Origin of the sequence: Tenacibaculum mesophilum, from assembly GCF_003867075.1 — a bacterium.
GTDB classification, from domain to species: domain Bacteria; phylum Bacteroidota; class Bacteroidia; order Flavobacteriales; family Flavobacteriaceae; genus Polaribacter; species Polaribacter mesophilus.
On record NZ_CP032544.1, the window covers coordinates 1,122,395 to 1,147,535 of the forward strand.

Consider the following 25,141-nt stretch of genomic DNA (forward strand, 5'->3'; position numbering starts at 1 on the left):
TATCGCTCTGCGATTTAAAAACTATATTCTGATAAAGGTTTTGGAAAATCTTCTGGATTTGCAGCTAAGTGATAACGAGGGTCATCTACTGCTTCTTCAATAACATCTGCAAAAATCGGGCTTGCTTTATATAACAATACCTTACAATCTTCACTTAAATGTTTTAAGGTTACCTTCTTCCCTGCTTTTTGATATTTTTCTACTAATATAAAAATAGCTTCAATAGCTGAATGGTCTGAAATACGCGATTCTACAAAATCAATTTCCACGTTAGCAGGATCATTTTTAATATCAAACTTTTCGTTAAAAGCAGTAATACTTCCGAAGAATAAAGGTCCCCAAATTTCGTAAATCTTAGTTCCATCTTCTTTAAAACGTTTTCTCGCTCTAATTTTTTTTGCATTTTCCCAAGCAAAAACTAATGCTGAAATAATTACCCCAACAAATACAGCAATTGCTAAATCAAAAATTACAGTTACCGCAGATACTATAATTAATACAATTGCATCCGATTTTGGAATTTTATTCATAATTCTAAAACTAGACCATGCGAACGTATCAATAACCATCATAAACATTACTCCTACTAAAGCTGCGATAGGTACTTGTTCAATATATTTATCTGCAAAAAGGATAAAAATTAATAAAGTAACCGCCATCATAACTCCTGATAAACGCCCTCTACCACCTGCGTTAATGTTAATTACTGTTTGACCAATCATACCACAACCACCAGTTCCTCCAAACAATCCACTTAACATATTTCCAGCTCCTTGTGCTACACATTCTTTATTACCATCACCTCTTGAATCTGTTAACTCATCCACTAAATTCATCGTCATTAACGTTTCAATCAACCCAACTGAAGCTGCTAAAAAGGCATACGGTGCAATAAACTTTAATGTATCTAAATTAAATGGCAAATTACTCCAAAGTTCTGCTAAATTCATTTTCTTAGAAATTTCATCAAAACCATTTAAACCAGCTCCTCCTCCATCTCTAATAAAATCTCCAACATTTATAGACTCTAATCCACCGAAAATAGATACAAACGTAACAATTAAAATAGCTGTTAACGCTGCTGGTACTTTTGTTGTTAATTTTGGAAGCAACCATATAATTAGCATCGTTAACAACACTAACCCAACCATAGTATATAGCTTTGTTCCTTGTAAAGTAGATTTTACTACCCCACTATCTTTTACTGAATAAAATCCGCCATTTTCAATATTATAAACAACTTTTTTTGTTTTTGCATCAAAAACTTGTGTTTCTGATTTTACAAAAACTTCCTGGTTTGTTTCATTATTAATAATTGAATTTCCTTTAATTGAAAACAATGCAGCACTTGATACTAGATCTTGTACCTCATTATCTGCAACTTTATACACCAACTCTTTCGATTCAGTTTTACGCATATTTTGACCAAAAATGTCCTTCTTATTTTCTTTGAACATTCCTAGTTGAGCTATAAAAATAACTATAGCTAAACCATTTACGAATCCCATCATTACTGGATGTGGAATTAACCGAACTAATTTCCCTAATTTAAATACTCCTGCTAACACTTGAATAACTCCCATTAAAACTACAGCTGCTAGTAAATAAAAGTATCCCATATTTTCTACAGGAGTATCAAACAGCAGTCCTTTTGCATGTCCTTCCTGTATCATGTTTACAAAAATTACTGCCACAGCACCAGCTGCTCCTGAAATTAAACCAGGTCTTCCTCCAAAAATTGCAGAAACAATCCCTACCACGAAAGCTCCAAACAAAGCTACAATAGGACTAATTTGAGCTACGAAAGCAAAAGCTACTACCTCTGGTATCATTGCTAACGATACCGTAATACCTGCTAACGAATCGTCTTTTATATTAATCTTCTTACTTTTAATGTATTTCATCATAATTTCTAAGAGTCTTTTGTAAAAATGCGCAAATGTAAAGATAATTTTATAGACCAAGTTTTAGGTTTCATTAAGTTTAATTTTGTCAGCGTAAATTTTTGCCTTAATTTTGAACGTTGAACTATCAAACCAATTTGGTAGCAACAAATGAGCAGAAAAACACTACTTACTTCGAAAGAAATTGAAATCATTCTGCATCGATTAGCGTGTCAGTTAATCGAGAATCACAACGATTTTTCTAATACCGTTTTAATAGGATTACAACCTAGAGGCTCTTATTTAGCTAATCGATTGGCTAAATTATTAAGAGAAGAGTATCAAATTAAAGGCCTAAAATTAGGCTTGTTAGATATTACCTTTTATCGTGATGATTTTCGCAGAAGAGAAGAACCATTAGAAGCCACCTCTACACAAATTGACTTTTTAATTGAAGGAAAAAAGGTGGTTATTATTGATGACGTATTATTTTCAGGAAGAAGCGTTCGAAGTGCTTTAACAGCACTACAATCGTATGGAAGACCTGATAATATTGAGTTATTAGTATTAATAGATCGTCGCTTTAGCCGTCATTTACCTATTCAACCTAATTATAGAGGAAGACAAGTAGATGCCATCAATGAAGAAAAAGTAGTTGTGAACTGGCAAGAAACTCATAAAGAAGATACAATTTACCTTGAACCCAAGCCCTCAAAGCTTGATTAGTTATGATTAAAAAAACAAACTAAAATGAAGCAGTTAAGTGTTGAACATTTATTAGGAATCAAATACCTTAACAAAAATGACCTTGAGCTTATTTTTGAAACTGCCGCTCATTTTAAAGAAGTCATTAACCGACCTATAAAAAAGGTTCCTTCGTTACGTGATATTACCATCGCTAATTTATTTTTTGAAAATAGCACACGTACAAAGCTTTCTTTTGAATTAGCTGAAAAACGTTTATCTGCTGATGTTATTAATTTTTCTGCAGGGCAATCTTCAGTAAAAAAAGGAGAAACTTTAATTGATACTGTTAACAATATTTTGTCGATGAAAGTTGATATTGTTGTGATGCGACATTCAAATGTAGGAGCAGGAATTTTCTTATCAAACCATGTAGATGCTAAAATTATTAATGCTGGAGACGGTACACACGAACATCCAACACAAGCATTATTAGATAGTTTTTCTATGCGTGAAGCTTTAAATAGCGACTTAAAAGGAAAGAAAGTTGTAATTGTTGGTGATGTTTTACACTCACGTGTAGCTTTATCAAATATTTTTGCACTACAATTACAAGGAGCTAAAGTAAAAGTTTGTGGACCTAGTACGTTAATTCCTAGATACATTTCTAGTTTAGGAGTTGAAGTGGAAACAAATCTAAAAAAAGCTTTAGAGTGGTGTGATGTTGCTAATGTATTACGTGTGCAACACGAACGTATGGATATAAAATACTTTCCATCAACTAGAGAATACACACAACTTTTTGGTATTAACAAAGAAATATTAGGCAGTCTTGGCAAAAAAATTGTCATAATGCACCCTGGACCTATTAATAGAGGGGTAGAACTAACAAGTGATGTTGCCGACAGTGATCAATCAATTATTCTAAACCAAGTAGAAAATGGAGTTGCTGTTCGTATGGCAGTTATTTATTTGTTAGCACAACAAATAAAAAGATAGTCATGAATATAACTGATAAAACTAATTACACCCTAGTAACTTCTGATGAAAGAACATTTTCTGACTTCTTTGAAAGCTTTGAAAATGAACATGTAAACCTTACAGATAAAAATTTAATTGTTGTAATTTCAGAAGAATTTAATCCCTCTAACAAAAATATTTTACTATTTTTGGAATACGCAGAAAAACATCAAAACAATGGCACATCTTTTGTTGTTATATCTAAAGATGTTACTATTGATGATTTTCCTGAAACTTTTAACATTGTTCCTACTTTAATTGAAGCAGAAGATGTTATAGAAATGGAAAACATTCAGCGTGATTTAGGTTTTTAACCTTTAATTTTAATAATTATCCATCCCCTAAACGATAATTTATGATAAAAAAAATACTTTTTATAACTTTTTTCTTAACTATTTCTGTTGCTTTTTCACAAGAAAAATCAATTAATAAGTTAATAGCATCTCCTAACCCTTTTACGAACAATACTACTATTTACTTTAATGCTAAACATAGTCAAACAGTTATTTTAACTGTTAGAAATGTACTAGGTAAAACTGTTTATAATAAAGAGCTTAAAGTGGTTAAGGGACGTAACTCTTTCCCTTTTCAACGTAATGATTTAAAGTCTGGTATGTACATTTATGCAATACAAAGTAATAAAGAAATAATTTCAAAACGCTTTGTAATCAAATAAATGAGTTTACACTTAACTGTTTTAGGTTGTCATTCTGCTACTCCAAGAGCTAATGCCTACCCTACCGCTCAATACTTAGAAATTAACAATCGTCATTTTTTAATTGATTGTGGAGAAGGTACACAACGCCAAATGCGAAAATACAAGGTTGGTTTTTCAAAAATAAACCATATTTTTATTTCTCATTTGCATGGTGATCATTTTTTTGGTTTGGTTGGACTCATCGCTACTTTTGGGATTCTAAACAGAGAAAAAGAGTTACATATTTACGGCCCAAAAGGCATAAAAGAAGTGACAACACTTCAGTTAAAAATTTCAAAATCGTGGACTAAATATCCTATTATTTTTCACGAATTAGAATCAAAAGAAAGTGAGCTTATTTTTGAAGATGATAAAGTTTCTGTAAGAACCATTCCTTTAAATCATAGAGTGTATACTAATGGTTTTTTATTTACTGAAAAACCTAAACTTAGAAAGTTACACATTGAGAATATTCAGCAATATAACGAAATAGAAACTTGTGACTTTCATAACATTAAAGCTGGTAAAGACTTTACACTCTCTACGGGTGAAGTAATTCCTAATGAAGAGCTTACAATTGATCCTCCTAAACCTTTAAGTTTTGCTTTCTGTAGTGACACTGCCTATAAACCAGACATTGTTCCTATTATTAAAGATGTAGACTTGTTATACCACGAAGCTACATTTTTAAAAGACAGAGAAGATTTATGTGATAAAACTAAACATTCTACTGCAGAACAAGCAGCTTCTATTGCTAGTAAAGCAAATGCAAACAAATTAATTATTGGGCATTATTCTAGCAGGTATAAAAACATTAACGATTTTAAAATTGAGGCTCAAACAGTTTTTAAGAATACTGAATTAGCGGAAGCAGGGAAACGATATAGTACTAATTCTTTTCCTGTTGAAATTTTAAATTAATACTGCTTTGTTGATAGAAGTACCAAAGTACATGCTATTTCACTCTCAATACCATTTTCCTTTAACAACTCCATAAGCTCAATATTTTCGGTTCCAGGGTTAAAAATCACTCTGCGAGGTTGTAAGTTAATTATATACTCATAATAAGATTCCTGTCGCTTTGGATTTAAATATAAAGTTACAGTATCAATATTTTCGAAAAAAATATTTTCTGTTTTAATAGCTACATCTGCAACAATTCCTTTTTGTAAACCAATTGCTACAGTTTCTATTCCATTATCTCTTAGCCTTTTAATAGCTATATTCGAATATCTAGAGGATTTTAAAGAGGCTCCTAGTACCAAAGTTCGTTTTTTCATTTTCTGTTAATAATACGTTAAACTCTCTTAAGTTAAGTAACAAAGTTAGGTAATAAAGAGTCTATTAAGCATCAAAACAATTCAAAAACAACAAAAATGAAAAACATATTACTAATACTTTTAGCTGTATTTACTACAAGTATTTATGCACAAATGCCTAAAAGTAGCCTACCCAAACCAGGAGTAATTTCTGGTAAAGTAGTCGATCAAGCAACCAAGCAACCTCTTCCCTATGTAAATATTATAATCAAAGATATTGCCAAAAAAATTATTACTGGTGGAATTACTGATGACAATGGCTTATTCTCTATAAAAAATATACCTGAAGGAAATAGTATTGTTGAAGTTCAGTTTATAGGGTATAGAACATTCTCTAAACCTATTTCTGTAAGTCGTAAATCAAGCAATGTTAATTTGGGCACTATTCCTCTAGAGGAAGATAGCACTACTTTAGATGAAGTAGAAATTAGAGCAGAAACTTCTTCAGTAACTCAAAAAGTAGACAGAAAAGTTATTAACGTTGGTAAAGATTTGACCTCAGCAGGAGCTACTGCTTCTGATTTATTAAATAACGTACAATCTGTAAGTGTTGATAGCCAATCAGGTAACATTAGTTTGCGTGGTAACGAAAATGTACGTGTATTAGTTGATGGTAAACCTACCAACATTCCTGCTTCTGAGTTATTAAAACAAATACCTTCATCATCTATTAAAAGTGTTGAGTTAATTACCAATCCTTCTGCTAAATACAACCCTGAAGGAATGAGTGGTATTATTAACATAATTCTTAATAAAAATGCCAATATGGGCTTTAATGGTTCTATAAATACTGGAGTTGAAGCTGGTCATTATGTTCGTTACAATGCTTCTACAAACATGAATTACAAAACAGGAAAAGTGAACTTTTTTGGTAACTATGGCTTTAGAGGTGGTGATAATTACAATTTTGGATACATTAGTAGACCTGGAGAAAATTATCAAGACTTTATTTTTCAGAATGATGATGAATCACATTTATTTAAAATTGGAGCAGACATTTATTTAGATGATAAAAACACTCTTTCGCTTTACACAACTCAAAACTGGTTTAATGTTTTTGCTAAAGGACGTGCTATAATTACAGATAATAATGGTAATTTAATTGAACATTCACCTAATACTCAAAACAATGAAAGTCATAATCAAACCTATAATGTAAATTATAAACATGATTTTGAAAAAGAAGGACATAACATAGAGTTTGAAGCTAACTATTCTAAAAACAATGCTCCAAACTACTTAAATAATTACTTCTTAGAAGGTACTCAACCTGATTATTTCAATGATATTAATAATGATAGAAAAAGTACATTATTAAATTTAGATTATACAAACCCTATCTCTAAAAATGGTAAACTTGAGTTAGGTTTAGAGTATCGAGTAAATAATACCGACAATGTAAACCTAACAAAACAACAAATTGTATTAGAAGATATTAATGGAAATAAAACATATAGAGATGTAGGAGATTCTTATTTTACTTATGACAGAGATATTTATTCTGCTTATATAAACTATGGTCATAAGTTTGGAAAATTATCTATGCAATTAGGTGCCCGTTTTGAGCAATATAAAATTGAAGGAAACTTTACAGGACTAGATGAAAATGGTGATGTAAAGAAAGATAAAGTTACTGATGATATTTTCAGCGTATACCCTTCTGCTTTTTTTACTTACAATCCTAATGATGCAGATCAATTTCAGTTAAGCTATAGTAAAAGAGTTGATAGACCAGGAATACAGCAAGTAAACCCTATTAGAGAATGGAGTACTCCTTTAATTACTTCTGTAGGTAATCCTGATCTTGTTCCTCAATTTACAAACTCAGTTGAATTTAATTATACAAGAAAAATAAAAGGTGGTTCAATAACATTAGGAAGTTTTTATAGAAACATCACTGATGTAATTAATAGAGCTACTTACATGGATCCTTTAGATGAAACAAACACTAGGCAAATATTAACTTTTGCTAATTTTGATGACACAGACGCTTACGGTTTAGAATTTTCTGCTAGTTATAAGATAGCAAAATGGTGGAGAGCAAATGCTAGTATGGATTATTATTCTCAAAAGCAATTTGGAACTACTGATTTAAGCGACCCGAACTCACCAACTATTGAAGTCAAAACAGATATTTTTAATGCTCGTATAAGTAATAGTTTTACAGTATCTAAAAAATTACGTTTACAATTGTTTGCAATGTATAGAGGTCCAAGAGAAGACATTCAATGGAATGTTGACCCTATGAAAATGGTAAATATTGGTGCTAATTATAGTATTCTTAAAGGAAAAGGAAATATTAACCTTAGAGTAAATGATATCTTTAACGATATGAGATTTAAGTTTAATTCTGAAAGGCCTTTTGTTCAAAATGGACGTTTTAAATGGGAAAGTAGAACTGCTTATATTGGATTTAACTATAGATTTGGTGGAGGAAAAAACAAAGCTCGTGCCAGAAAACAACGTGATAATAATGAAAAGCAAGGAGGCGGAGGCTTCATGTAGCATTACATTTCTTTAATTATTTAAAAAAAACGAAGTTAAATACTTCGTTTTTTTTATTTTTAGCAGAATTTCATTCCCTTCAATATATGAAAAGATTGCTAATATTAATTTTATTCCTAAGTACTTATTTGAGCCTAGCTCAAAACCTACAGGTTACAGGAACTATTTTAGATAAAAAAAATAACCAACCAATACCCTTCGTTACTATTTCTTGTAAAAATACTTCTGACAAAATAATTACTGGTAGTATCTCTGATGAAAAAGGGAATTTTAAAATTGAAAAACTTCCAAAGGAAAATTTACTTTTAACTTTTCAATTTATTGGTTACAGAGCTTTTGAAAAGAAAATTGACTTAAAAAAGAATAGTAAAATAGGAACAATTTTTCTTGAAGAAAATACTACTCAATTAGATGAGGTTGAAATACAAGGAGAAACTTCAACTATTATTCAAAAAATTGACAGAAAAGTCATTAATGTAGGTAATGACTTAACAGCTGCTGGAGCTACCTCTTTAGAAATGCTTGAAAATATTCCTTCAATAGATATTAATCAACTTTCTGGAACTATAAGTTTACGAGGTAATGAAAATGTTAGAGTTTTAGTGAATGGAAAACCTTCCAACGTAAATACAGCTCAATTATTAAAACAAATACCTTCCAACTCAGTAAAAAGTGTTGAAATAATTACAAATCCTTCAGCAAAATACACTCCTGAAGGTATGAGTGGTATTATCAACTTAATCCTAAAAAAGAACACCAAAATTGGTTTTAATGGTAGTATTATTGCAGGTATTAAGCACAGTAGAAACACCAAACCCGACATAATCTTAAACACCAATTACAAGGCAGGAGTTACTAATTTTTATCTAAACTATAATACTAGTTGGGGCGATTATGAAACTTTCAATAACTTAACAAGAGTAGACAGTAATCTGTCTCAAAACCTTTACTTTTTAAATAATTCTGAAAATCATAACATCAAATTTGGAATAGATATAGATCTTACAGCTAAAAGTATTTTATCTATATACACTTATCAAAATTTCGATAACAATAGTTTAATAACGAATACACTAGTAACCGAAAACAATTCTTTGACTTTTGACAATAGAAGTTTTTCTAATTACAATCAAAAAAATGAAACCTATAATGCTGATTATGTTTACAATTTTGATGATAAAGGACAGAATTTAGAGATTGAACTTAATCACTCTCTAACCAAAAATCCTGAAAAAACAACTAACGAAGAGTTTATAAATCCCAGTTCAAAAGAATATAATTATACAAATGACATTAAAGACACTCGTAAACTTTGGTTGTTGAACATTGATTATATAAAACCTATAAAGTCAGGAAAACTAGAATTAGGATTTGAATTTAGAAAGCAAGATTTTTACAATCTAATACTTACCGATAGAGAAAACATAAATGATTCTGCTTCTCTTGAACCTATAGGAAATACAACGTTAAATTATGATAGAGATATTTATTCAGGATATATAAATTTCAACAAGGAGTTCAAAAAAATTTCAATTCAGACAGGTTTAAGATTAGAACAATTTTACCTAGATGCTCTTTTTTCGAATACAGAACAAGGAAACACCACTTTAAAAAATAATATTTTTAGTTGGTTTCCTTCATTATCAATTCTATACAGCTTTACTGAAAAAGATAAGTTACAACTTGCCTATAGTAGGAGAATTGACAGACCTTCTGCATATCAGATAACACCAATTCAAGAGTGGTTTTCTCCTCTAACTATATCAAGAGGAAACCTTAATTTACAGCCGCAATTTACAAACTCTCTAGAGCTTAATTATACTAAAACAGTCACTAAAGGTTATATATCATTCGGAACATTTTATCGAAGAACAAATGAAAAAATTGGTCGACTATTGCAGCAAGATGAACAAAATTCAGACAAAGTCATTACTTCGTTTACCAATTACGATTATGCAGATAGTTATGGTATTGAACTTTCTTCTAGTTTTAAGCCAAAAAAATGGTGGACACTCAATTCTTCTTTTGAAACGTACATTCAAGACTCTCAAGGTGTTTTAAATGGTAACTTTGAAACGGTAAAAAACACCTTAGTAAAAGGACGTATAAGCAACTCTTTTAAAGCTTCAAAAAAACTGAGCTTCCAGTTATCAGGTATTTTTAGAGGTAAAAGTAAAAACATTCAGTATTCTATAGAACCATATACTATGATTAATGCCGGAGCTAGGTTAAAGCTATTTGACGGTAAAGGAAGTATTACCTTAAGAAGTACTGACATTTTTAATAATGTAAATTTTGATTATACATCTAACACCCCTTTTATGCAAAAAGGAAAGTATACACTAGAGTACAACTCTGTCTACCTAGGATTTTCCTATAATTTTGGAAGTGGAAAAAACAAAAGTAAAGGCAGAAAATACAGAGATAATAATGAAGCACAAGGAGGTATGTTTTAATAAAAAATCCGAAGTTAATACTTCGGATTTATTTATTTTATAAATAGGTAGTCTAACATTACCAACGAATCACTACCGATCCCCAAGTAAATCCACTACCAAAGGCAGCTAACACTACCAAATCACCATCATTTATTTTTCCTTTTTCCCAAGCTTCTGTCAATGCTATAATAACCGAAGCAGCAGTAGTATTACCATACTTCATAATATTATTATACACCTTGTCATCAGATAACTGGAACTTCTTTTGAATAAATTGTGCAATACGTAAATTCGCTTGATGAGGAATTAACATATCAATATCTTCCTTTTGCAGTCCGTTTGCTTGTAATCCTTCCATAATAGCTTCTGAAAAACGAACGACTGCATGCTTAAATACAAACTGACCGTTCATATATGGATAATACGAAGTATCATCTGGGTCATTGGCCTCTATGATTTCAGGAACCCAACGTCCTGTTGAAGGCCCTTCTAGCATTAATTCTTTCGCAAACTTTCCTTCAGAATGTAAGTGAGAAGATAAAATCCCTTTTCCTTCCTCTTCCGAACGTGATAAAACAGCTGCTCCTGCTCCATCTCCAAAAATTACAGTAACTCCACGACCACGTGTAGAACGTTCTAAACCACCTGAATGATTTTCAGAACCAATTACTAAAACATTTTTATACATTCCTGTTTTGATAAATTGATCAGCAACAGAAAGTGAATAAATAAAACCAGAACATTGGTTACGTACATCTAACGCACCAATTGTAGGCATATCTAATAAATCTTGAATTTGTACTCCACCTCCTGGAAAATATAATTCAGGACTCAACGTAGCAAAAATAATAAAATCAATATCATCTTTAGTTAATCCCGCACGCTCAATAGCTATTTTAGCGGCTTTTGCTCCCATTACTGATGTAGAATCATCAGAAGTTTTTGGGTCTATCCAACGACGCTCTTTTATACCAGTTCTCTCCTGAATCCATTCATCACTCGTCTCCATAAACTGAGTCAAGTCATCGTTAGTCACTACGTTCTCAGGAACATAATAACCTAATCCTGTAATTTTTGAGTTATACATATTTTTTATGTTGATTATTCTGTAGTTAACAAATTAAAAGCCTGTAAAAGTATGAATTTTATATAATTCGTACAAAAAGTGCCATCTTGTCATTAATTCTTATTTGGTATTTTTTTTGACTATTTATTCTGCAGAAAATAATATCAATTAAAATATATACTTATGAGTAAAGGAAACATTAATGTATCGGTTGAAAATATATTTCCACTGATTAAAAAATTCTTGTATTCTGACCACGAAATCTTTTTACGTGAGTTAATTTCTAACGGAACTGATGCTACAACTAAATTAAAACATCTTATTTCAATTGGTGAAGCTAAGACAGAATTAGGCGATGCTAAAATTGAAATAAGTATCGATAAAGATGCGAAAACCCTAACCATTAAAGACCAAGGAATTGGTATGACAATGGATGAGGTTGAAAAATACATCAACCAAATCGCTTTTTCTGGTGCAGAAGAGTTCTTAGAAAAATACAAAGACGATAAAAACGAAACAGGTGTTATTGGTCACTTCGGATTAGGTTTCTATTCTGCTTTTATGGTAGCTGATAAAGTAGAAATTTTCACAAAATCATTCAAAGACGAGCCAGCTGCTCACTGGACATGTGATGGTTCACCTGAATATACTTTAGTGAAACACGATAAGTCTGACAGAGGTACAGAAATCGTATTACATATTGCTGAGGATTCTACAGAGTTTTTAGAAGAAGGTAAAATTCGTGGGTTATTAACTAAATACAACCGTTTTAATCAAGTGCCAATTAAATTTGGAACTAAGAAGATAAATGATCCAGATTTTACTCCAAAAACCACTAAAGACGAAGACGGTAAAGAAGTAACTGAGCCTCACAAACAAATTGAAGTTGATGATATCATCAATAATACTGAACCTGCATGGACTAAAAAACCAGCAGATTTAGAAGATGAAGATTATAAAAACTTCTACCGTGAATTGTATCCAATGCAATTTGAGGAGTCTTTATTCCATATTCACTTAAATGTAGACTATCCATTTAACTTAACAGGAATCTTATATTTCCCTAAGTTAACGCAGAACTTGGATATGCAAAAGGATAAAATTCAATTATACCAAAACCAAGTTTTTGTAACAGATAACGTAGAAGGAATCGTTCCTGACTTCTTACAAATGTTAAAAGGAGTAATTGATTCTCCAGACATCCCATTAAACGTTTCTCGTTCATACTTACAAGCAGACGGAGCTGTTAAAAAGATTTCTGGATACATCACTAAAAAAGTAGCAGATAAACTTTCTTCTTTATTCAAAAATAACCGTGAAGACTTTGAACAAAAATGGAACGATATCAAGGTTATCATCGAGTACGGAATGTTATCAGAAGAAAAGTTCTTCAGCAAAGCAAAGAAGTTTGCCTTATACCCTACTGTTGATAATAAATTTTTCACGTTTGATGAGTTAGTTGAAAAAACTAAAGATGCTCAAACTGACAAAGATGGAAATCACATCGTTTTATATGCCGCCAATAAAGATGCGCAACACAGTTATATTGAAGACGCTAAAGCCAAAGGCTATGAAGTATTGTTGTTAGACTCTCCTATCGTTTCGCATTTAATGCAAAAATTAGAAATGGAGTCTGGCGATGCTAAAGTACAATTCAAACGTGTAGATGCTGACCATATTGACAACTTAATTAAGAAAGACGATACAGTAATTTCTAAACTTTCTGACGAAGAAAAAGAGCAATTAAAACCTGTTATTGAAGGAGCTGTAAATAATACAAGTTATACAGTACAATTAGAAGCTATGGATTCTAGTGCTTCTCCTTTCATAATTACAGTACCAGAATTCATGCGTCGTATGAAAGAAATGAGTGCTACTGGTGGTGGAATGATGGGAATGGGTAACATGCCAGAAATGTATAACTTAGTAGTAAATACGAATCACGAGTTAGTATCAGAAATATTAAATGCTGATGAAGACAAGCAAAAACAATTAGTTACACAAGCATTTGATTTAGCTAAATTAGCTCAAAACCTATTACATGGTGAAGAGTTAACAAATTTTATCAAACGTTCATATGAACTAATTAAATAGTCGTTAAGAGTTATATAATTAGTCTTAAACAACGCTAAACTTCATTACAAACTCATGGTTTGTAATGAAGTTTTCTTTTTGTGTTATTGTATTTTAATAGTTTCTTATAATTTTACTGTAACATTACACCTATCTGAATATTATATTAATTGATTAGTTAAGGTAACTTCTACTATTAGTAATAATATTTTCAAAGTCTGATGAAAAACTTTAATTATACTTTATTTTAAGTGTATAACTATTTTTTTCAAGACGATATATGTTAAATTGTTTGAGTACTTAAATAAAATCTTTTACTTTATATAATGGCATACAAAATAAGTATTAACTCTTGAATGTTTCTGAAAATCATAACGTAAAAAAAATAATAACTCCTACTCGATTACAAGAATACGCTGTTGGAGTTTTTAAAACGATTCCTACAAAATCTGGTATAAAAAAAGCTATTAAAAAAGGATTAGTAAAAGTTAACGGTAAAACTGCCTCAACAGCCTTATATATTAAAGGAGGAGAAACTATTGAATTACTTCTTCCTAAAGAAAACTTACAAAAAAAACATTTTAATTTTCCCTTAGAAGTCCTCTTTGAAGATAATTATTTAGCTATTATTTATAAACCCTCAGGAGTTTTAGTTAGTGGAAATTCTTTTGCCACAATTGATAACGCTCTTACACAAAACTTACAAAAAAGTACTCTCTTTGATACTACTCGCCCTCGACCTGTTCACCGATTAGATTATCCTACAAGTGGATTGTTACTCATTGGAAAAACAACTGAAAGTATTATTGTTTTGAACCAACTATTCCAAAAAAAGGAGATTCAGAAAATATATCACGCAATCTGCATTGGTAAAATAGAGAGGAAAGGTGAAATTAACTTTCCTATTGATAATAAAAAAGCTTCTACTTCGTTTGAAGTTATTGAAACTGCTGAGTCACCTAGATTTGATTTCTTGAACTTGGTTAAATTACACCCTAAAACAGGAAGAAAGCATCAACTACGCAAGCATCTTTTCGCTATTGGCAATCCGATTTTAGGTGATAAAGAATACTTTATAGAAAATAAAATATTAAAAGGAAAGGGGCTATTTCTTCATGCTTCAACACTCGAATTCACACACCCTTTTACTAAAGAAACAATCAACATCACAAAAGAACTTCCAAAGAAATTCAAAAAAATATTCCCATAAAAAATCTCCTTTAAAACATATATCTTTGCTGCATGCGAATAGACATTATTACGGTAGAACCCGACTTAATAAAAAGCCCGTTTGAAAACTCAATGATGAAAAGGGCTATTGATAAAGGACTCGCTGAAGTTCATTTTCATAACCTACGAGAATATGGTTTTGGTAATTATCGTCAAATAGACGACTACCAATTTGGTGGAGGAGCTGGAATGGTTTTAATGATTGAACCCATAGCTAAATGTATTGAAAAGCTACAATCTGAAAGAACGTACGATGAAATCATATATATGACTCCAGACGCTAAAACTCTAAATCAAGCTACAGCAAATACCCTTTCTTTAAAAGAAAATATAATTATTTTAACGGGACATTACAAGGGCGTAGATCAACGTGTACGTGATAAATATGTAACCAAAGAAATTTCTATTGGTGACTATGTGTTAACTGGAGGAGAATTGGCTGCAGCTGTTTTATGCGATGCTGTCATTCGTTTAATTCCTGGGGTTTTGGGTGATGAAACTTCTGCTTTAACCGATAGTTTTCAAGATAACTTACTATCACCTCCTGTATATACAAGACCTTCAGAATATGAAGGAATGAAGGTTCCTGAGGTATTACTATCAGGTAATTTTCCTAAAATTGAAGAATGGCGCTCAGAACAAGCTTACAAAAGAACAAAAGAAATACGTCCAGATTTATTAGATTAACTAATAATCAGTGATTTATTTATTTTTTTTATCAAAAGAAAAATTCTAAATTTGCAGCCACAAAATCAACCTCTGACGAAAATCGTGAATGTTGCTTTTATACAACCATAAATAACAAGAAAATGGATTTAGTAAAATTTGTTCAAGACGAATTTGTAACAAAAAACGAATTACCAGAATTCGCAGCTGGAGATACTATTACAGTATACTACGAAATTAAAGAAGGAAACAAAACTCGTACTCAGTTTTTTAGAGGAGTTGTTATCCAAAAAAGAGGAAGTGGAGCTTCTGAAACATTTACTATTAGAAAAATGTCTGGTACTGTAGGTGTTGAGCGTATCTTCCCTATTAACTTACCATCAATCCAAAAGATTGAAGTAAACAAAAGAGGTAAAGTACGTAGAGCTCGTATTTACTACTTTAGAGGTCTTACTGGTAAGAAAGCAAGAATTAAAGAAAGAAGACACTAGAAACTCTTTTGTCATTACCAATCCTAAATGTATTTACTTAGGATTAAAAAACACTAAACCTTATTACAAATTATGTAATAAGGTTTTCTTTTTCTATCATATTTACTAGAAAAATACTGTAAACAACTATGTTTTATAAGCTTATAGTCTACTATTAAAATACCATCTATTTAAAATAAATACTCCATTTTTTCATATTTAACTTAACATTCTAAAACTTAACCTCCTTTCTCTTTTTTTACATCTTTAAACCTCCTTTTTGATATATTTGTTCATAATCAAAAACATAACCATGAAGAAAATCCTCTTAACCATTGTAGCAGCCACTACACTTTTTGCTTCTTGTAAACAAGAAAAAAAAGAAGCGGTTAACACTCCTACTCCAGAAAACATGGAGTTTAATCAGTTATTAAAAGACTATAACGAAGGAAAACTACAGCTAAACCCTGTAAATGCAACTTTTGCGGGTGATAATCGTTTTAACGATCAATTTCCTAACACACTTTCTGACGAATATCAAACAAAAAGCAAGGAGTTTTACAAAAATTACAAAACAAAACTCAACAATTTTAAAGATACCGACTTAACCGAAAGTCAACAAATGAGTAAAGCTGTATTGGATTGGGATTGTGATATGGCATTGGCACAAGCTAGCTATAAAAACGATTTATTAATGCCTATTAACCAAATGTGGACAATTAACCTTACCATGGGGCAATTGGCAAGTGGTAGTAGCGCACAACCTTTTAAAAAAGTTGAAGATTACGACAATTGGTTAAGCAGATTAGACAAATACAACACGTGGTTACAATCGGCTAAAGAACGTATGCAACAAGGTATCAAAGAAGGATATGTTTTACCTAAATCATTAATCAAAAAAGTAATTCCTCAATTCGAAAGCTTAACTGTTGTAAAGAAGTCTTCTGAAGGAATTATCGATTTTTCCGAGCACTTATTCTATTCTCCAATAAACACTTTACCTGCAGATTTTTCTGAGGGTGATAAAACTAGATTAACAGAAGCGTATACCAATATATTGAATGATAAATTAATTCCGTCATTCAAAGCTATGTATGAGTTTTTAAAGACTGACTATTTAGCGGCTGGTAGAGAAAGTAGCGGTATTTCTGATATTCCTAACGGAACAGCATACTACCAACATGCTATCAAAAATTATACGACTACCAACATGACTGCTGATGAAATTCATGAATTAGGGCTAAAAGAAGTTGCTCGAATTTTATCAGAAATGGAGAAAGTAAAAGAACAAGTTGGATTTGAAGGAAACTTAAAAGAATTCTTTGATTTTGTTCGTAACAACAAAGAGTTAATGCCATATACTGAACCGCAACAAATTATTGATAACTTTAATGCGATTCACGAAAAAATGAAGCCACAATTAGAAAAATTATTTGGTAATAAGCCAAAAACTCCATTTGTGGTAAAGCAAACTGAAAAATTCAGAGAAGCTTCTGCTAGTGCTGAATACAACCCTGGTTCGTTAGACGGAACTCGTCCTGGAGTTTTCTATACACCAATTCCTAATGCTACTAAATACAATGTATTTTCTGATGAAGCTTTATTTTTACACGAGGCTATTCCGGGTCACCATTATCAAATTTCATTAACGCAAGAAAATGAAGACTTACCAGATTTTAGAAAAACGTTATGGTACAGCGCTTATGGTGAAGGTTGGGCTTTATATACTGAAAACTTAGGAAAAGAATTAGGTTTATATACAGATCCTTATCAATACTTCGGAATGTTAGGTATGGAAATGCACCGAGCTATTCGCTTAGTAGTTGACACAGGGATACACGCTAAAGGTTGGAGTCGTGAAAAAGCAATTCAATATTCATTAGATAATGAAGCGGAAGGTGAAGCTAGTATCATTTCTGAAATTGAGCGTTATATGGCGAATCCTGGACAAGCATTGTCATATAAGATCGGACAATTAAAAATCCGTGAATTACGCGCTAAGGCTAAAAAAGAATTGGGGGATAAATTCGATATTAAAGAATTCCACAATCAAGTTTTAGAAACTGGATGTATTCCGTTAGCACTTTTAGAAAACAAAATTGACAAGTGGATAGCTTCTCTAAAATAACTTTCTAAATCTTCATAAAAAGTCCGTTCTTATTATTTAGAGCGGACTTTTTTAGTATTTTAGACCTCAATTTATTTATTATGAAAAAGCTATTATACTCCCTATTTATTACCTCATTTACTTTCGCTCAAACAAATACCGAAATTCATTTATTTGACATCAATTCTGAAGATGGACAATGGAAGGTGACCAATGGAAAAAATATTTCTAACAATGATGGGTATGATAGTCAACCTTATTTTTATGATGAAAACACGATCCTATTTGCTTCCAATAGAAATGGACAAACCGATATTGTAAAATATTCTATAGATAGTGAAGCTAAGAGGTTTATTAATAACACACCAAATGGAAGTGAATATTCACCTCAACGAATTCCCAAGTCAAAAGATGTATCGACAGTACGTTTAGATAATAATGGTCTACAACGTTTTTATCAGTATAACTTTAAAACGGGCAAAAGTAAAGAAGTAATTAAAGACTTAGTAGTAGCATACCCTATGTGGTATACTAAAAACCTTGTAATTTCTTCCGTAATTGTAAATGATACTCTTCAACTTTATATGAGTGACTTAAAAAAGAACACTAACATTTCAATAGCTAAACAAACAGGACGTTCATTTCATAAAATTCCAAACTCTAACTTAGTTAGTTTTATGAAACAAAACGGTAAAAAATGGGAAGTTTGGTCATTAAACCCTTTTTCTAAAGAAACTAAAAAAATCGTGTCAACAGGTAAAAGTAAAGATGTTTGTTGGCTTCCTAATGGTACACTGTTAATTGCTTATCAGAATATGATTTTTCAATACAACCCTAAAACAGACAAAGAAATAACTGTTTTTCATCAGTTTGAAAATGAGAACATCAATAATATTTCAAGAATTATGGCAAACCCAGAAGGAACAAAACTAGCAATCGTAGCAGAAGTATCTCCCAGAGCTTTGGCACAAGAACAATTAGAAGCTTATAATAAAAGGGATATAGATGCATTTTTAAAACCTTACGCTAAAGGTGTAAAAGTATATAGTTACCCAAATAAATTAGAATATGAAGGTATTGAAGAAATGCGCAAACGATATGCCCCTAAGTTTGAAACAACAAAAGATTTACACTGTAAAATTATTAGTAGAATAGTTAAAGGAAATGTAGTGATAGATGAGGAAGAAGTTACAGCAAACGGAGCTACCTTTCATGCTGTCGCCATCTATGAAATAGTTAATGGTAAAATTGCTGTGGTTAGGTTTGTAAAATAAATTTATAAGTCTAACTTTTTCACAAAATACACTTCCACAATAAGTAAAAAGAGAATAAATACAATTTATTCTCTTTTTTGTTTTGTAATTTAGTAAGCTAAATTCCTTAATTATGAAAAAATTCATAGTACTATTCTTACTAACTTCTACAACAATATCAGCACAAACCGACACTAAAATATACGATATTATTAATGCTATTTCAGCAAATAGAATTAAATCAGATATTACTACACTAACAAATTTCGGTACCCGTCATACATTAAGCGATACTATTTCAAATACACGTGGAATTGGTGCAGCCCGTCGATGGATTAAGTCTGAATTCGACAAAATTTCTTCTAATTGCAACAACTGTTTAAAAGTATTTTACCAAAAAGACTTTGTAAAAAAAGGAACTAATAGCAGAATCACCAAAGATGTTTGGGTTGTTAATGTTGTTGCTATTCAAAAAGGAACAAAATATCCTAACAATTACATTGTAATGAGTGGTGATATAGATTCAAGAATTTCCGATCCTAATAACTTTATTGATGATGCTCCTGGGGCTAATGACAATGCCTCTGGAATGGCAGGAACTATTGAAGCAGCACGTGTATTAAGTAACTATACATTTGAAAATAGTATTATTTATGTAGGATTGTCTGGTGAAGAACAAGGCTTATTTGGTGGAAAAGGATTGGCTGCTTATGCCAAGGAAAAAAATTGGAATATTGTGGGAGTTATGAATAATGATATGATTGGAAACATAAAAGGTGTTGATGGAATTATAGACAATCGTACATTTAGAATCTTTTCTGAACCCGTACCTCCAACCGAAACTGAACGTCAACGAAAAGCACGTCGCTTTTATGGTGGTGAAGTGGACGGAATTTCACGTCAATTAGCACGTTATATTTATACAACAACTAAAACGTATATGCCAGAAATGAATCCGAAAATGATTTATCGCTTAGATAGGTTTGGTCGTGGCGGACATCACAGACCTTTTAACGATACAGGTTTTGCTGGCATTCGAATTATGGAAGCACATGAAAACTACACGCAACAACACCAAGATATTAGAACTGAAAATGGTATTGAATATGGAGACCGCTTACAATTTGTAAATTTTGAATATGCTAAAAAATTAACTGCTGTAAATGCTATTAATTTGGCTAATATTGCTGCTGCCCCACCTTCACCTAAAAATGTAGGAATTGGCGGTATTGTTGAAGCGTCTGCTAAACTTCAATGGGATAAAGTTAATGGTGCTAAAGGTTATAAAATCTACTGGAGAGATACCACATCTCCTACTTGGGATAATTTTAAATATGTAGAAGGTACTACTAAATTTACTTTAAACGGAATTGTTTTAGATAATTACTTCTTTGGAGTAAGTACTGTAGGAAAAAACGGACACGAAAGCATTGTTTCATTTCCTTCAAAAATTATACGTTAACAAATGGACGACAAACCTCACCTATATTTTAAAACAGACACAGAATGGCGTAAGTGGTTATTAGAAAACCATAACGAAAGTGATGGAGTTCATCTAATTTTATACAAAGTTAACGTAGACATACCTAGTATGCGTTGGGAAGAAGCTGTAAAAGTAGCTTTATGCTTTGGTTGGATAGATAGTACTGTGAAAAGTTTAGGCGATGGTAAAAGGAGGCAATATTTCTGCCCCAGAAAGCCTAAAAGTGTTTGGAGTGCTTTAAACAAGAAATACATTAAGGAACTAACTACTTCCAACTTAATCCACCCTGCTGGAATTACGTCTGTTGAAATTGCTAAAAAAAATGGTTCTTGGAATGCTTTAGATGCTGTAGAAAACTTAATAGTTCCAAAAGACCTACAGATTGAATTTGAGAAAAACCCCACTGCTCTTAACAACTTTCAAAACTTTGCTCCGTCTTACCGTAAGAGCTATTTGTACTGGATACATCAAGCTAAAAGAGAAGCTACAAGAATAAAACGAATTGATGAAATTATTCGTTTGTGTGAAGCTAATATTAAATCTAAATGATTTTTAGTATTTTGTACTCCAATCAATTAACTATATGCAACTAGAATCCCTCATTAAAAATTTTAAAAACAAAGATGTAAAAGCTTTTGAATGCCTTTACGAAATGTACAAACAAAGCGTTACTGGTGTAGTTTTTAATATTGTTAGAGATCAAGCAATAGCTGAAGAAATAACACAAGATGTTTTTATAAAAGCTTGGAATAACGCAAACTCTTATTCTGAGAAAAAAGGACGTTTTTTTACATGGATTATCAATATTGCTAGAAATGCAGCTATTGATAAAACAAGGTCTAAAAACTTTAAAAACAGTTCTAAAAACCTTGATGCCGAAATTTTCGTAGATATATTAGAGAACCACGATAGCTTGGACTCTAAAACTGATGCAATTGGTATAAAAAACTTTGTAAACAAGTTAAAAGACACTTGTATCAAAGTTATAGAGCTTCTTTATTTTAAAGGCTTTACACAAAAGGAAGTTTCTGAAAGTTTAAAAATACCTCTTGGTACTGTAAAAACTAGAAGCCGAAATTGTATTAACGAATTAAGACTTATGCTTAAATAATGGCTACAAACAAACACATAGAATCTGGAATATTAGAACTATATATAGCTGGTGCTCTTTCTGATAAAGAAAATGAGCAAGTATATAGTTTGATGATGGAACATCCTGAGATTTTAGAAGAAGTAAAAGAAATTGAAAAATCAATTTCTATTCTTACTTCTCATGTTGCTCCTAAAGATGCTAAAAATTCTTTTAAAGACGTTTTAATAAAAATGTTACAAGAAAAAGAAGATTCAGCTAAAACAATTCCTTTACGAACATCTAAAAATAATTGGGTAACTTATACAGGGTGGGCTGCTGCTTTAGTAGTTGGTAGTACTTTAATTTTATCGTTAAATAAGAGTGCTAATTTACAAGGGCAAATAGACACTATTAATGAAGCTAAAGAACAATATGAAATTCAGTTAGATGAAACTAATGCTAATTTAGCTGAAAACAAAAAACTTTTAGCAGTAATAAGAAGTAAAGATATAGTTACAGTTCCTTTACAAGGACAAAAAGTATATCCTGAAGCCTATGCAAAGGTATATTGGAATAAAAACTCTAAAAATATTTTCTTAGATGTTCAAGGTTTACCTGATCCACCAGAAGGAAAAGTATACCAAGTATGGTCTTTAAAACTTGATCCGTTATCTCCAACTAGTTTAGGTACTATAGATAACTTTACTGCTAGTGATAGTAAAATATTTACTATTAACAATCCTAATGATTCACAAGCTTTTGGTATTACTCTTGAGCCAGCAGGTGGTAGCGAAACTCCTACTTTAGAACAATTATATACTCTAGGTGCAGTATAATAATCTATTTTATAAATTAATATAGCCGCTTAAAGCGGCTATATTTTTGTTGCCATTAATCCTTCTAAAAAATGACAACTTATCAAGCCCCCCCCGGACTATCATTATCTTTAAAAAGAATATCGTATGGTGGCTTTTGCAGAAAACGGAGTTCCTGGTGTAAAATGAATTTCTTCTACAGAATTTGGTTCATTTTGCAACCTTGATTCTGTAGCAAACTGTGTTTCATTCCAAGCTACATCAAAAATATTTTCTAACGCTACACCTAGTGTTATATTATTTATTTTATAGCTAATATTCGCATCGGTAACAAAATAACCTTCTGCTACTATTGAATTATCTTCATTTGCTGCTCTGTCACCTATATATCTGTAATGAACTCCTCCTGAAAAGTTCTTATAATTATTTACTGATAATCCCCCTGTTACAGTCACTTTAGGAGCTAAAGGAATATTGTTTTCTCCTGACGAATCGTCAACACTTTCTGCTTTTGTAAAAGTAGCATCACTATCAAGATATAACCAATCTGTTAGCTGATATCTAAGACCTAAATCAATACCATAACGCTGTGCTTCTCCTGAAGGCTCTACAATACCAGCATCTCCAACATATACTAACTCATCTTCTGAAAGTAAGTACCATAATGCTGTATTTATAGCTATTTTTGAGGTTGGTTTCCAAACAGTTCCTAAATCAACACCATAAGCTCTAGGTAATGTTTTCCTATTAGGTTGTGTAGCTACTACTCTAGTATCGTTTGAGTGAAAGCCTATTCCTGATTTTAAAAACCATTGAATTTTTTCATTTGGAGTATAAGTAACATTTATCTTAGGATTAACTACTACTTGTGATTCAGAAAACGTTTTGTATTCATCTAGTAAATAATCATTGTAGTTAAATTTTAAATAATCTAAACGTAAAGCTGGTGCCACCATAAATTTTCCAAACTCAAACTCACTATTTACAAAGGCATAATAGTTAGTTTGATTTACCTTTCCTAATTGAATTCGATCTAAAATTTCTTTTCTTTGAAGTGTATGCGATAACTCTAAGTTATCTACAATATCAGCACGTAAACCTGTTCCAAAAGTTAACTCTACTGGTGTATTTGATATATGAGTTTTCTTTTTAAACTGTGTATTGAACCCGAAAACATCTCTGTTTTCAGTTTGCTTTATTTGATCTCCGTTCACAGGATCATCTAAAAAGAAGGTAAAGTTTGAAAATAAATTAAAATTATAATTTGAATAAAAAACGTTTGAAGTTACGCTAACATCGTTCTTTAAAACTTTTGAGTGCTCTAAGTTTATGTTTGTTCTTGATGTTGTTCCTCCTTCAGTATCATCAATTGAACCAAAACGAGTAATATTTCCATTATCAACTTCTCTTTGGGGTATTTGCCCAGAAGCATCCCATTTACTCGTAAAATGTGAAGCTGATAATGATAAACTACTATTATCTTTTAAAAAGGTTCTATACTTCGTAAAAATATTAATTCGACTAAAATTCTGAGGAGATTCTACAAAACCATCTGTTTCTAAATACTCAATAGCTACATAAGCATTGTCTGTATTGTTTTTATCTAACAAATTAAACATTCCTAAAGTTCTAAATGTATTGAACTGTCCTATACCAACTTCTACTCTACTGTTTTGTAAATATGTTTTTGTTTTAAAATCTACATACCCAGCAGTATTAAAATCTCCTTTACTAGCGTAATAAGGCCCTTTTCCGAAGTTAATTTTTTCGATGGTTTCTGGAATTATAAAGTGTAAATCACTGTACCCTTGTCCGTGTGCATGAGAAACCATATTTACTGGTGTTCCGTCTACCGACAACGCTATATCTGTACCGTGATCAATATCAAAACCTCTTAAAAATATTTGTTCCGCTTTTCCTCCACCAGCATGTTGACCTATGAAAAGTCCTGGTACTCGTTGTAATATTTGTTGAGATGAACTTACTGGTTTTTTATCTAAATCAACTCTTACAATTGTTTGTAATGGATCTCTCTTATTAGATAATACCATCTCATCTAACAAAAAACTTTTCATTTCTAAAATAATTGTTTTTGGAGAGCTTAGATCGTCACTACCTAATTCTAAGTTGATTTTTTTGTATCCTAGAATTCCAAATTCAATAATATCTCCTACTTTTGAATTATCTAAGATAAATTCTCCATTAACTTTTGTGTGTGTATGGCTGTTACTAGTAGTATTATATACATATACATTCTCTAAAGGCTTTTTGTTGGTATTTAATACCTTTCCTTTAAATTGTTGTGAAAATGCATGGTAACTACCTAGCAATAATGCTAAAAATAAAATCTTTGTTTTCAA

The 25,141-nt window shown here is 31.3% G+C and carries 21 protein-coding genes; 17 read left to right on the forward strand and 4 right to left on the reverse strand.

All coding sequences use genetic code 11. From position 1 onward, the window contains the following. Window positions 1-14 precede the first annotated feature (14 nt). The gene (locus tag D6200_RS05075) at window positions 15-1,907 is read right to left on the reverse strand and encodes a SulP family inorganic anion transporter (protein WP_073183108.1); all 1,893 of its coding nucleotides are present in this window, start codon (window positions 1,905-1,907) and stop codon (window positions 15-17) included. A gap of 147 nt (window positions 1,908-2,054) precedes the next feature. Between D6200_RS05075 and pyrR the strand changes: the two genes are divergently transcribed. From pyrR to D6200_RS05100, 5 genes are read left to right on the forward strand one after another with little or no spacing between them, the layout of a single operon-like run. Continuing rightward, window positions 2,055-2,609, forward strand: a complete 555-nt coding sequence (gene pyrR, locus D6200_RS05080; protein ID WP_073183111.1) for a bifunctional pyr operon transcriptional regulator/uracil phosphoribosyltransferase PyrR — start codon at window positions 2,055-2,057, stop codon at window positions 2,607-2,609. A gap of 24 nt (window positions 2,610-2,633) precedes the next feature. Beyond that, window positions 2,634-3,566 (forward strand): aspartate carbamoyltransferase catalytic subunit, encoded by a 933-nt coding sequence (locus tag D6200_RS05085; protein WP_073183113.1) that lies wholly within the window; start codon window positions 2,634-2,636, stop codon window positions 3,564-3,566. Window positions 3,567-3,568: 2 nt separating this feature from the next. Then, window positions 3,569-3,901: a hypothetical protein gene (locus D6200_RS05090; protein WP_073183115.1), complete on the forward strand. Its 333-nt coding sequence runs from the start codon at window positions 3,569-3,571 to the stop codon at window positions 3,899-3,901. A 41-nt stretch (window positions 3,902-3,942) separates the two neighbouring features. Further along, window positions 3,943-4,263: a T9SS type A sorting domain-containing protein gene (locus tag D6200_RS05095; protein WP_073183117.1), complete on the forward strand. Its 321-nt coding sequence runs from the start codon at window positions 3,943-3,945 to the stop codon at window positions 4,261-4,263. Continuing rightward, window positions 4,264-5,205, forward strand: coding sequence for a ribonuclease Z (locus tag D6200_RS05100; protein ID WP_047789713.1), 942 nt, complete (start codon window positions 4,264-4,266; stop codon window positions 5,203-5,205). It begins immediately after the preceding gene. On the opposite strand, the gene D6200_RS05105 is transcribed toward D6200_RS05100, so the two are convergent. Beyond that, window positions 5,202-5,564 (reverse strand): CoA-binding protein, encoded by a 363-nt coding sequence (locus tag D6200_RS05105; RefSeq protein WP_047789712.1) that lies wholly within the window; start codon window positions 5,562-5,564, stop codon window positions 5,202-5,204. The genes D6200_RS05100 and D6200_RS05105 overlap by 4 nt on opposite strands. Before the next feature lie 96 nt (window positions 5,565-5,660). Here D6200_RS05105 and D6200_RS05110 point away from each other — a divergent pair, with 96 nt between their 5' ends. Together D6200_RS05110 and D6200_RS05115 are read left to right on the forward strand one after the other, a co-directional pair. After that, complete coding sequence (locus D6200_RS05110; RefSeq protein WP_073183119.1) at window positions 5,661-8,108, forward strand: TonB-dependent receptor domain-containing protein; 2,448 nt, start codon at window positions 5,661-5,663, stop codon at window positions 8,106-8,108. Window positions 8,109-8,194: 86 nt separating this feature from the next. Continuing rightward, complete coding sequence (locus D6200_RS05115; RefSeq protein ID WP_073183121.1) at window positions 8,195-10,564, forward strand: outer membrane beta-barrel family protein; 2,370 nt, start codon at window positions 8,195-8,197, stop codon at window positions 10,562-10,564. Window positions 10,565-10,622: 58 nt separating this feature from the next. On the opposite strand, the gene D6200_RS05120 is transcribed toward D6200_RS05115, so the two are convergent. After that, entirely contained in the window at window positions 10,623-11,633 is a 1,011-nt protein-coding gene (locus tag D6200_RS05120) for a 3-oxoacyl-ACP synthase III family protein (RefSeq protein WP_047789709.1), read from the reverse strand. Between the two features lie 162 nt (window positions 11,634-11,795). Between D6200_RS05120 and htpG the strand changes: the two genes are divergently transcribed. From htpG to D6200_RS05170, 10 genes are all read left to right on the forward strand, one after another. Next, a complete protein-coding gene (htpG, locus tag D6200_RS05125) occupies window positions 11,796-13,706 on the forward strand; it encodes a molecular chaperone HtpG (protein ID WP_073183123.1) in 1,911 nt (636 codons plus the stop codon). 331 nt (window positions 13,707-14,037) lie between these two features. Beyond that, entirely contained in the window at window positions 14,038-14,895 is an 858-nt protein-coding gene (locus tag D6200_RS05130; RefSeq protein ID WP_073183126.1) for an RluA family pseudouridine synthase, read from the forward strand. Window positions 14,896-14,927: 32 nt separating this feature from the next. Next, on the forward strand, window positions 14,928-15,602 hold the full coding sequence (trmD, locus tag D6200_RS05135) for a tRNA (guanosine(37)-N1)-methyltransferase TrmD (RefSeq protein WP_073183128.1): 675 nt from the start codon (window positions 14,928-14,930) through the stop codon (window positions 15,600-15,602). Between the two features lie 122 nt (window positions 15,603-15,724). Then, entirely contained in the window at window positions 15,725-16,072 is a 348-nt protein-coding gene (gene rplS / locus D6200_RS05140; protein ID WP_047789705.1) for a 50S ribosomal protein L19, read from the forward strand. A 292-nt stretch (window positions 16,073-16,364) separates the two neighbouring features. Beyond that, window positions 16,365-18,179, forward strand: a complete 1,815-nt coding sequence (locus D6200_RS05145) for a DUF885 domain-containing protein (protein ID WP_073183130.1) — start codon at window positions 16,365-16,367, stop codon at window positions 18,177-18,179. An 80-nt stretch (window positions 18,180-18,259) separates the two neighbouring features. Beyond that, the gene (locus D6200_RS15370; protein ID WP_206337272.1) at window positions 18,260-19,432 is read left to right on the forward strand and encodes a nuclear transport factor 2 family protein; all 1,173 of its coding nucleotides are present in this window, start codon (window positions 18,260-18,262) and stop codon (window positions 19,430-19,432) included. 112 nt (window positions 19,433-19,544) lie between these two features. Next, window positions 19,545-20,873 carry a M28 family peptidase gene (locus tag D6200_RS05155; RefSeq protein WP_073183132.1) on the forward strand — a complete coding sequence of 443 codons (1,329 nt, stop codon included), beginning with the start codon at window positions 19,545-19,547 and terminating at the stop codon, window positions 20,871-20,873. A gap of 3 nt (window positions 20,874-20,876) precedes the next feature. Beyond that, a complete protein-coding gene (locus tag D6200_RS05160) occupies window positions 20,877-21,443 on the forward strand; it encodes a YdeI/OmpD-associated family protein (RefSeq protein ID WP_073183134.1) in 567 nt (188 codons plus the stop codon). Between the two features lie 34 nt (window positions 21,444-21,477). Then, complete coding sequence (locus D6200_RS05165; RefSeq protein WP_073183137.1) at window positions 21,478-22,005, forward strand: RNA polymerase sigma factor; 528 nt, start codon at window positions 21,478-21,480, stop codon at window positions 22,003-22,005. Beyond that, entirely contained in the window at window positions 22,005-22,802 is a 798-nt protein-coding gene (locus D6200_RS05170) for an anti-sigma factor (protein ID WP_047789700.1), read from the forward strand. The genes D6200_RS05165 and D6200_RS05170 overlap by 1 nt, the downstream gene beginning before the upstream one ends. A 110-nt stretch (window positions 22,803-22,912) precedes the next feature. Here the strand turns inward: D6200_RS05170 and D6200_RS05175 are convergent, their stop codons facing one another. Beyond that, entirely contained in the window at window positions 22,913-25,141 is a 2,229-nt protein-coding gene (locus D6200_RS05175) for a TonB-dependent receptor (RefSeq protein ID WP_073183140.1), read from the reverse strand.